General features: G+C 44.5%; 15 protein-coding genes. 3 read left to right on the plus strand and 12 right to left on the minus strand.

The genetic code is table 11. From position 1 onward, the window contains the following. Positions 1-75: 75 nt before the first annotated feature. From ABD894_RS17815 to gcvH, 9 genes are all read right to left on the minus strand, one after another. On the minus strand, positions 76-780 hold the full coding sequence (locus ABD894_RS17815) for a hypothetical protein (RefSeq protein WP_345212420.1): 705 nt from the start codon (positions 778-780) through the stop codon (positions 76-78). A 178-nt stretch (positions 781-958) separates the two neighbouring features. Beyond that, positions 959-1,945 (minus strand): glutamate formimidoyltransferase, encoded by a 987-nt coding sequence (gene ftcD / locus ABD894_RS17820; protein WP_345212421.1) that lies wholly within the window; start codon positions 1,943-1,945, stop codon positions 959-961. Between the two features lie 8 nt (positions 1,946-1,953). Then, positions 1,954-4,347, minus strand: a complete 2,394-nt coding sequence (locus ABD894_RS17825; RefSeq protein WP_345212422.1) for an ABC transporter permease — start codon at positions 4,345-4,347, stop codon at positions 1,954-1,956. 701 nt (positions 4,348-5,048) lie between these two features. Then, positions 5,049-5,630, minus strand: a complete 582-nt coding sequence (locus tag ABD894_RS17830) for a SprT-like domain-containing protein (protein ID WP_345212423.1) — start codon at positions 5,628-5,630, stop codon at positions 5,049-5,051. Positions 5,631-5,693: 63 nt separating this feature from the next. After that, complete coding sequence (gene feoB / locus ABD894_RS17835) at positions 5,694-7,808, minus strand: ferrous iron transport protein B (protein ID WP_345212424.1); 2,115 nt, start codon at positions 7,806-7,808, stop codon at positions 5,694-5,696. Between the two features lie 9 nt (positions 7,809-7,817). Further along, on the minus strand, positions 7,818-8,033 hold the full coding sequence (locus tag ABD894_RS17840) for a FeoA family protein (protein ID WP_345212425.1): 216 nt from the start codon (positions 8,031-8,033) through the stop codon (positions 7,818-7,820). Between the two features lie 90 nt (positions 8,034-8,123). Further along, the gene (locus ABD894_RS17845; RefSeq protein ID WP_345212426.1) at positions 8,124-8,261 is read right to left on the minus strand and encodes a hypothetical protein; all 138 of its coding nucleotides are present in this window, start codon (positions 8,259-8,261) and stop codon (positions 8,124-8,126) included. Further along, positions 8,248-8,583: a VanZ family protein gene (locus ABD894_RS17850; RefSeq protein WP_345212427.1), complete on the minus strand. Its 336-nt coding sequence runs from the start codon at positions 8,581-8,583 to the stop codon at positions 8,248-8,250. Before ABD894_RS17850 ends, ABD894_RS17845 begins: the two co-directional genes overlap by 14 nt. A 59-nt stretch (positions 8,584-8,642) precedes the next feature. Beyond that, positions 8,643-9,023, minus strand: coding sequence for a glycine cleavage system protein GcvH (gcvH, locus tag ABD894_RS17855; protein WP_345212428.1), 381 nt, complete (start codon positions 9,021-9,023; stop codon positions 8,643-8,645). 151 nt (positions 9,024-9,174) lie between these two features. Between gcvH and ABD894_RS17860 the strand changes: the two genes are divergently transcribed. The 3 genes from ABD894_RS17860 to ABD894_RS17870 all read left to right on the plus strand — a co-directional run bounded on the left by ABD894_RS17860 (position 9,175) and on the right by ABD894_RS17870 (position 11,461). Beyond that, positions 9,175-9,756, plus strand: coding sequence for a DUF4142 domain-containing protein (locus ABD894_RS17860; RefSeq protein WP_345212429.1), 582 nt, complete (start codon positions 9,175-9,177; stop codon positions 9,754-9,756). Between the two features lie 119 nt (positions 9,757-9,875). Continuing rightward, positions 9,876-10,892, plus strand: a complete 1,017-nt coding sequence (locus ABD894_RS17865; protein ID WP_345212430.1) for a Gfo/Idh/MocA family oxidoreductase — start codon at positions 9,876-9,878, stop codon at positions 10,890-10,892. Positions 10,893-10,915: 23 nt separating this feature from the next. Continuing rightward, entirely contained in the window at positions 10,916-11,461 is a 546-nt protein-coding gene (locus ABD894_RS17870; protein ID WP_345212431.1) for a TlpA family protein disulfide reductase, read from the plus strand. Between the two features lie 6 nt (positions 11,462-11,467). Here the strand turns inward: ABD894_RS17870 and ABD894_RS17875 are convergent, their stop codons facing one another. The 3 genes from ABD894_RS17875 to ABD894_RS17885 form a co-directional block, all read right to left on the minus strand. Then, entirely contained in the window at positions 11,468-12,442 is a 975-nt protein-coding gene (locus tag ABD894_RS17875; RefSeq protein ID WP_345212432.1) for a transglutaminase family protein, read from the minus strand. Between the two features lie 29 nt (positions 12,443-12,471). Continuing rightward, positions 12,472-13,407 (minus strand): alpha-E domain-containing protein, encoded by a 936-nt coding sequence (locus ABD894_RS17880; RefSeq protein WP_345212433.1) that lies wholly within the window; start codon positions 13,405-13,407, stop codon positions 12,472-12,474. A 149-nt stretch (positions 13,408-13,556) separates the two neighbouring features. After that, complete coding sequence (locus ABD894_RS17885; protein WP_345212434.1) at positions 13,557-15,005, minus strand: circularly permuted type 2 ATP-grasp protein; 1,449 nt, start codon at positions 15,003-15,005, stop codon at positions 13,557-13,559. Positions 15,006-15,341: the final 336 nt, after the last annotated feature.

A 15,341-nucleotide genomic window follows, 5' to 3' on the forward strand; every position in this document is an offset into this window, starting at 1 on the left:
CTGATATAAAAAATTTACAGGGCAAAAAAGCCTGTGTTTAAGCAAAAATAAAATTTTGAGAGAAACCTGCGGCAGTTAATCTGCTAACTTATTAACAATTGTTGCCGATTGCCTGAACTTAAGGCTGTTACCCGCTTTGTCAACATTCTTAAAAAACTCGGGGTTCTTTTCGTTGGTAAAGCATATCATTACAATATTACCGGTGTGGTATTTTTGAAGCGTGATCAGCAGCGCGTACTGGTAACGTTTAGTATCGGGCAGATCGAGCAGGTTAAGCATGTATGATTTGCCTGCATCGGCCCGGTAGCGGTTTAATACCGTTGCGGGCAGGTTTTTGGTAAACGACGACTGATCGCCGGTTAAGGCCGAAGCCTGCGCTTTACCAATTTCGATATAAACCGAATCGGGATTGGCCAGTTTAAGCTTTTCATCGCCCATTACACGCTCGTAACTTGCCCAGTTTTCTTTTTGCGACCGCACCTGAAACCATACCTCGAAATCCTTCCCCGGAATTTCCATCGCGTAATCAAAAGAAAAATCTTCGTTATTAACCGCCGGAATTTCTTTAAAACCCTGCGGCATTATAAAATCGGCATTGGCGCGGTTGGTGATGCGTTTAAACTCGGCAAGTTGCTCGCTGATAACTACAGCGGGTTTTGGCTTGGGTGCAGCAAGTTTGTGTTTACCCTTTGTTTTAACCTGTGCAGTGCCATGTAACGCTATAAAAGCGCATAGCAATACAAGCGATAAGGTTTTCAGCAGTTTAAGTATAGGGTTCACTTTTAGCAGGTAACTTTATATCCGAAGGTAGTTCAAACAAACATTAATTCAAAATTATAATATCAATTCAAAAAATATTTAATAAGCTAATTATAACTTTAAAATTACTTTATAAAACATTTTGAGGCGGTTATGAAACCTGCAATCGAATGTTTGGTTAAAGCACCGCCGGGGGTATTTAATTCAGCAAATATTCTATCACTCTTTTCTGCGGATCAAACTCACCTAATGCATCCAGTTTTAAATATTTTACAGCCGTATATACCAGTTCACTTTCAGCTGCATCGGGCTGTAAACCTTGCTGTGCGCGGCTAAAACTTCCGGCTTGCAGCAGCGCGTTTAAAGGAACAAGACCGATCAATTCACTTCCGGTTAGCGATGTGCCATGTTTGGCCGCCTGTGCTTTTACTTCCTCAAATACGGTATGTACAGGTGTTTGGCTAATGTTGGTGAGGTTCATGGATACCTGGGCCGCGCCATACTCTTCCATATACCAGCCGATGGCCTTCACAAATTTTAAAGCCCCGGGCACACCTTTGTGCCCGCGCTGCCTTACGGCGTAGGCAATGGCATTGGCCACAGGTACTGATGTGGTATCAAGCGTGATATTGTAGGCTACCAGGTAATTGCGTGCACCAATAACGGTGGCGCCACGTTTGACATCCAGTTCCAGCGGGCCAAAATCAGGTTGCCAACCCGGTTGTTTTATCTTGCTGAAAAAGCCCTCATATTCTCCCGAACGGATAATGGCCAAGTCGCTTCGGCTTTTATTGGGCTGCGATTCTTCGTACAAATAAACGGGAATCCCCAATTCATTACCCACACGTTCGGCAAGGCGGGCGGCATAGCCCACAACTTCCTGCATGGTAACGCCGCTCACCGGCACCAGCGGACAAACATCTGTTGCGCCCATGCGCGGATGTTCGCCTTTTTGGGTACGCATGTCTATCAGCTCACCGGCTTTTTTAATGGCTAAAAACGCGGCTTCAATTACACCTTCGGGTTCCCCCGCAAAAGTGATCACGGTACGGTTGGCATCTTTTCCGGGATCCACATTTAATAATTTTACACCGGTGGTGCCCGCTATTTCGTTCGCCATAGCGTTGATCACTCCGGTATTGATACCCTCGCTAAAATTGGGTACACATTCTATAATTCGCTTCATGCGATGGGTTATTCTGTTCGTAAACTTTTTACAGGATTGGCAATGGCTGCCTTTACTGTTTGAAAACTGATGGTAATAAATACCACTGCTAAAGTAGCAAAACCCGCGGCGGCAAACATCCACCAGGTTATATTTATGCGGTAGGCAAAGCCCTGCAACCAGCTTTGCATAAACAGCCAGCTTAAAGGCGCGGCAATTATAAAGGCTATTGCTACCAGCCAAACGGCCTCTTTACCCAGCATATTTACTATGGTAGCTACCGACGCGCCAAGTACCTTGCGGATACCGATTTCTTTACGGCGCTGCGCGATGCTATAGGCTGATAACCCCAGCAAACCCAGGCACGATATCAGGATAGCCAGTGTTGCAAAGCAACTAAACAGCTTACCAAAACGCTCTTCCGATTGGTATTGGGCATTGTAAGCTTCGTCGGCAAAAAAGTAGCTCATGGGCATGCCCGGTGTAAGTTTTTGCCATTGGTTTTGCAGGCTGGCAATGGTTTGTTTAATGTTTTGGGAAGATACATTGAGCGTTAAAAAAGTATAAAAGCCGGGTGCCATGCGCAGGGTAAGCGGTTGCACCTGCTCCTGGTAGGAGTGGTAATGAAAATCTTTCACCACACCTATTATAGTGCCTTTTTTGTGCAGTTGCTCAAAGTGTTTGCCAATGGCCTCGGCGGGATTGTTGTAGCCCAAACTGCGGGCGGCGGTTTCATTAATGAGCATGGCTTCCCACTTATCGGTACTGAACTGCTTGGAGAAGTTTCGGCCTGCTACGATCTTTATTTCGTACTGCTTCAAAAAGTCTTCGTCAACCATGTAGGCGTCGGGTTGCATGTCGACCATTTCACGGCGGGCATCTTCTATTTTGGTTGGGAACTTGCGGTTGGCACGCCCCGGTACACACGATGCCAGGCTGGCTTTGCTCACGCCCTGTATTGCGGTAAGTTGCTCTTTCACGGCATCGGCATGGTCGTATATGCGGTCGTCGTGATGGAAATCAATTACCAGCGTATGGTCTTTTTTAAAGCCCAGCTCGTGGTTCTGCATAAAATCGAGCTGCTGATATACCACAATAGTACCTACTATCAATATCACCGAAATGGCAAACTGACCAACCACCAATACCTTGCGAAATGTAACCGCGCTTACACCCGATGTTATTTTGCCTTTGATAGTGCTTAATGGCTCAAAGCCCGAAATAAACAGTGCCGGATAAATGCCCGATAATAAGCCTAAGATCAGCGTAACCCCAAAAAGCAGCAGAATATAAATGCTCTGTTCAAAAATGCCGGTAGCGATGGTTTTGCCGGCCAGACTGTTGAACAAAGGCATCAAAAGCAGACTTAATAATACAGCTACAGTAAATGCCAGCGCGCATAACAAAACGGCATCCAACAGGAACTGAATAATGAGCTGCCCGCGCGATGCGCCCAATACCTTGCGTACGCCTACTTCTTTTGCCCGGTTAAGTGACAGCGCCGTGGTGAGGTTAATAAAGTTAAAGGCGGCTATAAACAACACGAAAATGGCTATCACACCAAATATATATACGTTGGTAATATTTCCTGTTAAAATGCTGCCGCCTTTATTGCCGCGTGGTTTCCCCTTCAGATACACATCAGTAAGCGGCTCGATATTTACAGTGTATTTAGCTTTGCTTTGGTCGAAATTTTTGTTGACGAAGCCCGGCAACATGGCTGTTAGCTGCGCCGGGGCATAATGCTCATCCAGCAATATATAGGTATTAAAACCGAACTTGCTCCAGTCGCTCATCCAGCCATTATAGTTTTCGGCGCCCATCAGGCTTTGCATAGATAGCAGTATGTCAGTCTTAAAATGCGAATTGTTCGGAATATCTTTCATTACCCCGGTAATGGCCGTGTTGTACTTGCCATCAAGCAGCAGGGTTTTACCCACCGGGTCTTCATTGCCGAAGTAACGGTGCGCGGCACTTTCAGATAGCACGGCGTTGTAGGGCGCGTTAAACACGGTAGCCGGTGTGCCGCTGATCAGCGGGAGCGTAAATACATCAAATATAGAGCTATCGGCATACGCAATGGTTTCCTCACTAAAATGGTCGTCGTCCTTACGCACAATATAATAGTCCATAAAAACGCGGGCGTAGGCTCTTACTCCCGGCGAAGCCTGTTGCAGAAAAGGCCCCATGGCCGCGGGCGCGCTTTCGTAATTGGTACCCGCGCCGGTTTTAACATCGGTAACCACGCGGTAAATACGGTTGGCCTTGGTGTTAAATTTATCGTAACTCAACTCAAAATTGATATACAGCAACGCGAAAAAGCATACACAAAGTCCGCAAGCCAAACCGGTAAGATTGATGCCTGTAAAAACCTTATTGCGCCACAAATATCTGAAAGTAGTTTTAAAATAGTTTTTTAACATAGGAAGATGTGTTTAACTTTTTAATTGCTGTAAGATAGGGAAGTGGGTTTTGATATGCAAATGAGAGGAGAAGTAGAGGATGATAGAATCAACGGAAAAGTCGCTCGTTTCTACAGCAGTCGCTACGGCTACGGCCGAGTGACAGCTTTCCCGCGGCGTCCCGCCGCTGTACTGTAAGACATTTCATTAGCCGGTAAGCTGAAAGCTTACCCCATGCATACGTCACGAGTTACGCTATGGCTAAACTCGCGACAGCGGGTAGGTTAGCTTTGATAACTTTTTAAAAGTTGTCAAAGCTGGGGCACGCTTTTCGTCAGCAAACAGCTTCAGGCGAAAGCGGGCAGAACTGTGGAGGCCAGGAGCGCAAAGGCGGGCATAGCGGACTTGTTGCATGTGGGATGGAAAGCGGGGCGGGGCAAAAGTTCCAGCCCTAAGTTCTGTCCGGTTTGCAGGGTATGGCTCTGTGCGGCAAAGAAGCCTTTTTGCTGGACATGACCTTTTGCTACTTTTGGGGCATAGCCAAAAGTAGTAGCCTCTGCGGCAATGAGCAGGCTGATATTGATAATAGCACAAGCTTAACCTAAGTAGAGATTGCTTCGTGCCTCGCAATGACGCGATTTATATACGAAGCACAGAATGCAACAGGATTGCTTCGCAATCACAAAGCACTTACAACTTGCAACACACAACCTACAACCAACTCAATCCTCCACCAATTCCACTTCAGCTACCGGGCTAAACAGATATACCCGCTTAGTACTTACTTCTACACATTTATATCGCTTACGCAGCTTTTCTTCCTTACGAAAAACTCGGCCATCTTTTAGTTTGAAGAGGGCTTTCATGGGTACCTTTTCTACCACGTGGATCGACTCATCCTTTACATCGTACTTGCGGAGCGAGCGGTACAGATTAAGATCGCTGCAACTGGATGCGGCGGGGTTATTAAGATAACTCGTTATGGCCTGTTTAATATCAGGCGGAAATACCTCTTTATCAAAAAATGGCTGCATCATCTTCTTAAAGTTGAGCTTCCACTCGGTGCCGTGGGGTTTTGCCTTTTGTTTATGCTCGTTCCAGGTGTGTAGGTGGGCGAACTCATGCACCGTTGTTACTAGGAAAGCGTAAGGGTTGAGATCAAAGTTGACCGAAATGCGGTGTCCTTTGCCATCATAAGGCGGACGATAGTCGCCAAATTTGCTGTTACGGTTACGTGATATTTTAAACTCGCACTTAAAGTAGTCGATCCAGCGGCCGATAAGCGGGGCAGCTTCGACGGGCATGTATCTTTCAAGAATTTTTACTTTATCCAATTTTTACCTCTATTCAAATATAAGCTTTTTGGCTTATTTTAAAATAATGTAAGTAAGTAAACTCGTTACATAGGCCAGTATGGTCATGTAGGCGAATTGTATTGCAGGCCATTTCCAGTTTTTGGTTTCGCGATAAACTACCGCTACCGTGCTTGAACATTGCATGGCAAAGGCATAAAACATCATCAGTGAAAACGCCACCGCGGTAGTAAACACCGGCTGCCCGGTTTGCGGATTAGTAGCACTATGCATTTTTTCCTGTACCGATTCTATCTTGTCGGCATCGCCATCCACACTGTAAATAGTGGCCATGGTACCTACAAATACTTCACGTGCGGCAAAAGAGGTGATGAGTGCTATGCCTATCTTCCAGTCGAAACCTAATGGACGTATCACCGGTTCAATAACGTGACCCAGCACACCGGCGTAAGAGTTTTCCAATTTTTCGGATGCTACTATGCGCTGCAATTCGTCAGGGGCCACCTTTTGGGTATATTGAGGTTGACTGTACTGTTTTTCTATTTTTTCAAACCGATCACCTGGTCCGTAAGAGGCCAGCACCCAAAGCACTATGGATACTGCGATAATCACCTTACCGGCTTCCAGCACAAAGGCCTTTGATCTTTCGTACATAGAATACAGTACGTTCTTCCAGCGTGGCATGCGGTAAACGGGCAACTCCATAATGAAGTAGCCGCGTTCTTTTGCCTTCAGTATAAATTTAAATACGTAAGCCACTATAATTGCCGATAGCAAACTGAACAGGTACATGGCGGTAAGCACCAAACCTTGCAGGTTAAATATCCACCAAACATTACGGCTGGGTACTACCAGGGCGATCAACAGGGTATAAACCGGTAAACGTGCCGAACAGGTTACCAATGGAGTAACCATAATGGTGATCATGCGGTCTTTCCAGTTTTCGATAGTACGGGTACTCATAATAGAGGGCACCGCGCAGGCAAAACCGCCGATAAGCGGCACTACCGATTTCCCGCTGAGGCCTACCTTGCGCATCAGCTTATCCATCATAAAAGTAACGCGGGCCATGTAGCCGGTATCTTCTAGTATGGATATAAACACAAACAGGATAGCAATTTGCGGGATAAACACCATTACACCGCTTAAACCTGCAACCACCCCGTCAATTAATAAACTGGTGAGCGGCCCGGCAGGCAGGGCATCGGTAAGGATGCCTTCGAGCCATACAAACAGGCTTTCTATCAAATCCATCGGGTATGATGACCAGGCAAATATCGACTGGAACATAAACAACAGTATGCCCAGAAATATCACAAAGCCGAATACCTTATGCGTTAAAACATGGTCTATTTTATTGCTGAAAGTTTCTTCGTGCGCGGTATCGGGTTTCTTAACGGCATCGTATAACAGATCGTTAATGAAATTGTACCGGGCTATGGTTTCAACCGCCTGCGATTTTTGCGAGTGGAAAGAAAATTCCTGCTCTATGCACTCGATACGATCGCTTTGCTCGGTTGATAAAAATTTTAAAGTTTCGTGTTGATGAGCCAGTTGCAGCGCAAAGTAGGAGTTATCAACCTCAATTTCCTCGCTGATCTTGGCGATCAGTTCGGGCGCTATTGATCTGATGTCGATAGTATCCTGTTGCAGCGCGAATTTATTGGCGTAAGAGATCGCTTCCTTTAACGGCACGATACCCTCACCTTTACGGGCGGCAATGGGTATAACAGGCACACCCAGCTTTTTAGCGAAAAGGTCAACATTAATATCGATTCCCGATTTACGTGCCAGATCCATCATGTTAAGCGCAACGATAACGGGGATCTTTAAATCGGCAACCTGGGTGTATAGTAAAAGGTTACGCTTAAGGTTGGTAGCATCTAAAATAACCACCACCAGATCGGGTGTTACAGTGCTGTGTTTATCGGCCAAAACCGAAAATACGATAGACTCGTCGTGGCTTTTAGGGTAAAGGCTATAGGTGCCGGGTAAATCGATGATCTCGGCGCGGCGGCCATCAGGCAGTTGAGTGTAACCAACTTTTTTATCAACAGTAACCCCGGGGAAATTACCTACTTTTTGGTTTAACCCGGTTAGTATATTAAAAAGACTTGATTTACCGGTATTGGGGTTCCCTACTAATGCTACTCTGATGTCGGCTCTCAATGCTAAAAACTATTGTAAAATAATGGTTGAAGCCTCAAATTTGCGTAGGCTCAACTGGTATCCTGATACATTTATAGCTATGGGGTCGCCCATGGGGGCAATGCGGGTAACTTTAATAGGTTCGCCGGGAAGGCAACCCATTTCCATTAGTTTAACAGACATTTCCAGATCGGTAAATTCCTTAACTACTCCGGTTTCTCCTACTTCAAGTTGCGACAGATCCATTTGCTAATTGTGTACGCAAATATAAGCTTATTTAAACCCAATCCAAATAAGCACTGTCACTAAAGCATAATAAAGGAAAAAGAAAGATGTTTAAACCGCCTTTTTTGCCTTAGCAGGATTTTGATAGCTGAAATGCGGGCACTGGCAATCTTTTTTAAAGATACCGCATGATGATGCCGCCATGGCCATCACTAAACCTACCGCAATTAAAACCTTATTTTTTAACATACTTCACCGTTCCAAGTGTAATTAAAATACTGAATGCGCCCATGCAAGTACCTACACCATCGGCAAAAAGATCATTCCAATCGGCGCTGCGCCAGGTAAATACGTAGAGCTGCAATAGTTCTATAACGCCGCCAAAAATTATTATTGCCAGCGTTATGGCTATGCCGGTTGTATACGATAGCACTGTTGCATTTTGTTGCCTCATTTTACCGTTAAAGCAAAACACGGCAAATACGAAAAACAGGCCGCAGTGCACCAGTTTATCAAAGCCGGGGAAAAACTTTTTTGATTCGGTAGCCTGCCCCATCGGCATATTGCACATTATTAAAATAAATAAGGCCCACAAAATTGCGGGCCCGTAATATTTAAAAGCTTTTGCCATTAAGCGCCCACCAATGCTGAATAATCGTCTGCCGATAAAAGGCCTTCAATATCCGCTACATCTGCAGGGGTAATTTTCACTAACCAGCCATCGCCGTAAGGATCGGTATTTACCAGTTCAGGCTCGCTGTCTAAAGCAGGGTTAACCTCTACAATAGTACCGGTTACCGGTATAAACAGGTCTGATACTGTTTTAACGGCTTCGATAGTTCCAAAAACTTCTTCTTTGGCAACTTCCTGGCCAACGGTAGTAATATCTATATAAACAATATCACCAAGTTCTCGCTGAGCAAACTCAGTAATACCAATGTAGGCATCGGTGCCATCAACTTTGATCCACTCGTGATCTTTGGTGTATTTTAATTCGGCCGGAAAATTCATGTCGTTAATATTTTAATGCCCAAAAATAGTAAAACTTTAAGCTAACGCAATAGGCAAGTTTTTATAATCATATATATCAACCTTATTTAATAATTAGGTAATTAAAACCTATCGTGGTAAATATTGTTAATTAATAAATAAAAATACTACCATGAAAAAACTAAGTTCAATGATGATGATCGCCCTGGCAGCACTTGCTTTCCAGGCATGTAACAACAGCGCTAAAGACAGTAAAGAAACTGCCGACAGTGTTAACGAAGTAAAAGACACCACCACTACAGGTGCCACAGGCATAGCGGTAGATGAAGGCGATGCCAAATTTACTACTACAGCCGCCAGCGATGGCATGGCCGAAATTGCCTTAGCTAAATTAGCGCAGGAAAAATCAACCAATACCGATGTAAAGAGCTTTGCCGCCATGATGATCACCGATCATGAAAAGGCTGCTGCCGAGCTTAGCGCCATAGCCGAAACAAAAAACATCACCCTGCCATCGGCACCAACCGAAGAACAGCAAAAAATGCAGGCCGATCTAACTGCAAAAAAAGGCGCCGATTTTGACAAAGCTTATATTGATGGCATGGTTAAAGCGCACGAAAACGCGGTATCGTTATTTGACGATGCTTCAAAAAATTGCAAAGATGCCGACTTGAAAGCTTTTGCTACCAAAACACTGCCTACTTTAAAAGCGCACGAAACGCACGTAAAATCAGTGCAGAAAAAGTTAAAATAAGCCTAACCACCGCTTATTTGTATAACAGGAGAACCCCAAACGGTTCTCCTGTTATGTTTTAAAGGTAATTTTTTAGTGAGGTTATTCATCAAGCGCACCATTAATTGTATAATTGTACTATGGCAGCACCTATTGTAGCAGGCTTAATGGCCTTTGGCATGTCGGGCAGGGTTTTCCACGCCCCTTTCCTCGAAACCAGTCCCGATTTTACACTGAAAGCCGTGGTTGAACGCAACCAGAAAAAGGCACAGGAACTTTACCCGGATGTGATCAGCTATGATGCTTTCGACGAATTACTGGCCGATGATGAGATTGAGCTTGTAGTGATCAACACCCCAAACTATACGCATTACGAATACGCCATGCGCGCGTTAGGTGCAGGCAAGCATGTTTTGCTCGAAAAACCTGCCGCGGCTACCGTTGCCGAAGTAACCGAAATGTATGACCTTGCCCGCAAGGTTGACCGTAAACTGATGGTTTATCAAAACCGCAGGTGGGATAGTGGCTTTCTTTCTGTAAAGGAAATAATAGAAAGCGGCCGTCTTGGCGACCTGATAGAAGTACACTTCCGTTTCGACAGGTATAAACCACAACCGGGGCCAAAACTTTTTAAAGAAACCAAAGAGTTTGCCGCCAACGGCGTAGCTTATGATTTAGGTCCGCATTTAATTGATAACGTGATCGCCCTGTTTGGCCGCCCGTTGAACTTTCATAAAGTAACGGCATCACACAGGGACAATTCGGAAGTGGTTGATTACTTCCAGTTCCACATGGCTTACCCTAACCAGGTGAACGTTTACATTACCGCCGGTTTACTTATTGCCGAGCATTTACCCGCATTTGTGATACATGGCAAACTGGGCAGCTTTGTAAAAACCCGTACTGATGTGCAGGAGAGCCAGCTTGATGCAGGCATGATGCCTACCGACCCGGCCTACGGTATTGAACCCGAAGGCAGCGAAGGTAAACTGGTGACCTTTGACGAGAACGGCGAAAAACAAATAGAATGGATAGCCTCGAAAAAAGGCGATTACAAAAGTTTATTTAAAGCGGTGTATCATACCATCCGCGAAAACGCGTTATTCCCGGTAACTGAAGAACATATAGCCTGGCAACTGGAATTATTAGAGGCTTAAGGTTTGATAATATAAAAATGAAGATGATCAAGAAATTACTTTTCCTGGTGGCTGCCGTAGCGATGGTAGCTTGCATACAAGCAAAAAACCACGATAACACTACCGCCGACGGTAGCGCGGCCGCTACAAAGCAACAAACACCGCAAACCGGCAACATTGACCATGTACCGCCGTTTAAAATAGTAAATACCGATAGCGTTACTATTACCCAAAACAATCTTAAAAAAGATAAGCCGGTAATGATCATCTACTTCGCGCCTGATTGCGGCCATTGCCAGCATTTGGTAAAAAGCCTTAAACCGGTGATGAAACAGCTATCAAACGTGCAGGTAGTAATGATCACCTGGACACAGCTTTCTACCGTTAAAAAATTCTATAAAGATTACGGCCTGGCCGCTTACCCTAACTTTACTTTGGGTACCGAAGGCTACTCGCTGAATGTACAACGCTATTACCAGGTAAAAGAAACCCCTTACATCGCTATTTACGATCATAAGGGGCAACTTGTAAAGGCCTATGAAAAGGTACCTGAAATTGATGAGCTGATGACTTCCGTTAAAAAGGCTTAAACCTTTTTATTGTTGCTGCTGTTGTTGTTGCTGAATCATTTCCATATAGCGCTGGTAACTGTTTTTTGAAAACTCGGTTACCTGATCGGCTATTGGTACTTCAATAATTTGCCTGTCGCTATTGCTGCCAAAGGCGTTTTCTTCGTTTACCGATACCGATACTACCAGTTTGTGCTGCGACGAGCCTTTGTAAACTCCCTTAACCGGCGAGCAATCCGAAAAGTTACGGCCTACGGCTAAACGCACGTGGGTTTCGTTAGCTATACAGTTATTGGTTGGGTCGATACCTAACCAGCCAAAATCGGGGATGTAGGCTTCAACCCAGGCATGGGTAGCACCTTCGCCGCGCATACCGTTGCTGTTGGTACAAATGTATCCGCTTACATAACGTGCCGGGATGCGAACAATCCGCAGCATTTCAGTAAGTATATGGGCAAAATCCTGGCACACACCGCCTTTTATTTTCCATATTTCATCCAGCGTGGTATCTACCGTGGTAACACCTTTTATGTATTCAAAATTATCAAACACGTACTGGCAAAAGCGCAGCACTATCTGGTAAGGGGTATCATCGGGTTTGCGTTCGCTATCTACCACTTTTTGCAGTTCGGCCAAACCTTCAAAATACTCCTGCCTTAAAAAATCGATATAAGGCACCATGTTTTGCAAACGCTGAAGATCATCCCACTGGTGCGACGGAAAAATATCATTTACCGGCAATACACGGTGGCGCGTGCTCACATGTATTATCGAGTTTATCACCAGTGAATTGTGCGATTCGCTGTAGGTAAAGCTGCCTATCTCATTGCCGAAATAATCGGTATGGCGATCAACGTTGGGGTTACCGGTAATGGTTACCTCCTGCTTTAGCACCTCCTGGTATTCATCATTTATAGGAAACAGGATGACCTGGTTGGCACTGTCGCGCACAAAGCCATCATATATATATTTGGTGACATGCTGTATCTCAAATTCGGGCATAATATATTGATTTAGAACCGGTACTTAAATTATGAATTGGCAAAGTAATACTCGTTAAGGGCATTGCCTATGCCATAAAGTTCGCTCCGTATCTGGGTTAAAAACAGATGCAAACCTTCCTGCCTGATGCTCCTTACCGAACTGTATTTGATACGGCTTTGCAACCTGCCTATCTGGAACGACATTTCCCTGAAGTTCTCCAGGTTGTTATCATTCTTCAGCCTGTCGAAATAGCGCTGTATATTGTTTACCGAATAAATTACCGAACGCGGGAAATCATTATTTAAAACCACCTGCTCCAGTACATTTTCGGCCTCAAAACCCTCGCGGTATGTTTTTAAATACAGCTCGTAACCGCCTAATGATAACAGCAGGTGCTTCCAGTATGTGGTATCAGTTAACAGGTCGGGGTTATCACTTATCGAGCCAAACTTCATATCCAGTATATCAACCGACTGGATGGCCCGCTCCAGGTACTTGCCTATGTTCATGAAACTGCGGCCTTCGCCACGCTCCATCGTAATTTCTACTGTACCATAATAAAGCATTACCTGTTTTATCAACACATCCAGTACGCCGATAGGGTCTTCGCGTTGAAGGGCACGTTCCAGCTTATTGTCTTTTACCGCGTGGTAATATTCGTTAAGGCACTGCCAAAGATCTTTGGTGATGTGCTCCTGCACGCTGCGCGCGTTTTCACGAGCCAGCGTAATAATGTTAAGGATAGAGTTTGAATTGGTTTTACCGATAACCATATCTTTTAATACGGCACGGCTGTCATTCTCCAGCTTTTGCGCTTCCTCGTCATCCAACCCCGCGAAAATGCGGATCACCGGCTCCCAGGTAAACTCCTGAATGGTATCCTGCGATGAAGCGTAATTAATTTTAAGCATACGTAAAATACCATCGCTACGCTCAATGTACCTGCTTAACCAATAAAAACTTGATGCTACTCTACTTAACATAGTTTGCTATTTCGAATTTCGAATGTTCAAATTCGGATTTATAATTTCTGTAACTAATCTCTGTGCCTGATCTTCTGTTCAATTTCAATTATAAGTGCTTATATAATAGCACCGGTAAAAATTCGAAATTGAACATTCGAAATCCGAAATCAGGCTAATACCCAAGTATCCTTACTGCCGCCGCCTTGCGAGCTGTTTACTACCAGCGAGCCTTCTTTGAGGGCTACACGGGTTAGGCCGCCGGGTACAATCTCAATACCATCCGGACCGAACAGGGCATAAGGCCGCAGATCGATACGGCGGGGCTGCAATTCGCCCTGCATATAACATGGCGCTGCCGACAGGTTAATGGTTGGCTGGGCGATAAAGTCGCGCGGGTTCTTTAATATTTCAAGCTTGTACTCTTCGGTTTCTTTTTCGCTGGCCGCGTGGCCCATCAGCATACCGTAACCGCCACTTCCGTTGGTTCTTTTAACTACCATGCTGTTAATATTCTTGAAAACATGCTCACGCTCATCCGGGTTTCCCAACTGAAAAGTAGGCACATTTTTAAGTATCGGCTCTTCGTTCAGGTAATATTTGATCATGTCGGGCACATAGGCATACACGGCTTTATCATCGGCCACGCCATTGCCTATGGCATTTACAATGGCCACGTTCCCTTTACGGTAAGCGCCCATAATACCTGCCACACCCAGCATACTGCCCGGGTTAAACACCAGCGGATCAAGATAATCATCGTCCACACGGCGGTAAATTACATCTACCTGCTGCAAGCCGGTGGTGGTTTTCATATATACTTTGTGGTTGTTCACCACCAAATCGCGACCCTCTACCAGTTCAACCCCCATTAAGCGGGCGAGTGTGGTATGCTCAAAATAGGCCGAGTTATATATCCCCGGACTAAGCAATACGATAGTTGGATTATGAATTTGCCTTGGCGATAAGGCCACCAGGTTCTTATATAAAATATTAGGGTATTCAGTCACGCTGCGAACACTGCATTGCGGCAGCAGATCGGGAAACAAACGCTTGGTGATCTCTCGGTTTTCCAGCATATAGCTTACGCCCGATGGGGTACGCAGGTTATCTTCCAATACATAGAATGTTCCATCGTGATCGCGGATCAGGTCAATCCCCGAAATGTGTACATAAATATCGTAAGGTACCTTCAAGTTATACATCTCGCGCAAAAAGTGCGGGCACGAGTAAATGATCTCGATAGGAACTATGCCATCTTTAATGATGAACTGGTTGCTGTAAACATCTTTAAGGAAATGGTTAAGCGCGGTAAGCCTCTGCTTAATGCCCCGCTCTACAAATGCCCACTCGCTGGCCGTTATAATACGCGGAATAATATCAAAGGGAAAGATCTTTTCGATACCCTCGCCGCTGTTATAAACGGTAAAGGTAATACCCTGGCTCATGAACAACCGTTTGGCTAATTCTTCCTTTTTGTTCAAATCATCAGCCGATTCGCCGGAGATATACTCTATTACTTTACGATAATGCTCTCGCACGTTATTATCCGCGCCGTACATTTCGTCCCAAACACCATTTATTGGGCTATATTTATTAAAATAAGCTGATTCCTGCATAAATAACTACCTTAAATTCAAATATTTTATAACAACTTATTTTCAACATTGTAATTTATGAAGTAATTTAATAAATAAACAATATAAAATTGAGATTTTTATAATTTTATTCAGTTAAACAAGCATATTTTTCATTGTTGATGGATTTTAAGGTAAGATTTTATAATTATAAAATAATTGTAAAGTGTAATTTGTTTGAGTTAACAACAAATAAAGGAATTGAGGTTTTGATTATCGGGTGTGGGATAGGGTTTGACATTTTTTTAAAATTGCCAAAGCCGCGATGATGAAGCAGTTTTGCCAAATATACGATACAGTGTGTATAATTACGTCATT

Origin of the sequence: Mucilaginibacter gynuensis (assembly GCF_039541195.1) — a bacterium.
In the GTDB taxonomy this organism is placed as follows: domain Bacteria; phylum Bacteroidota; class Bacteroidia; order Sphingobacteriales; family Sphingobacteriaceae; genus Mucilaginibacter; species Mucilaginibacter gynuensis.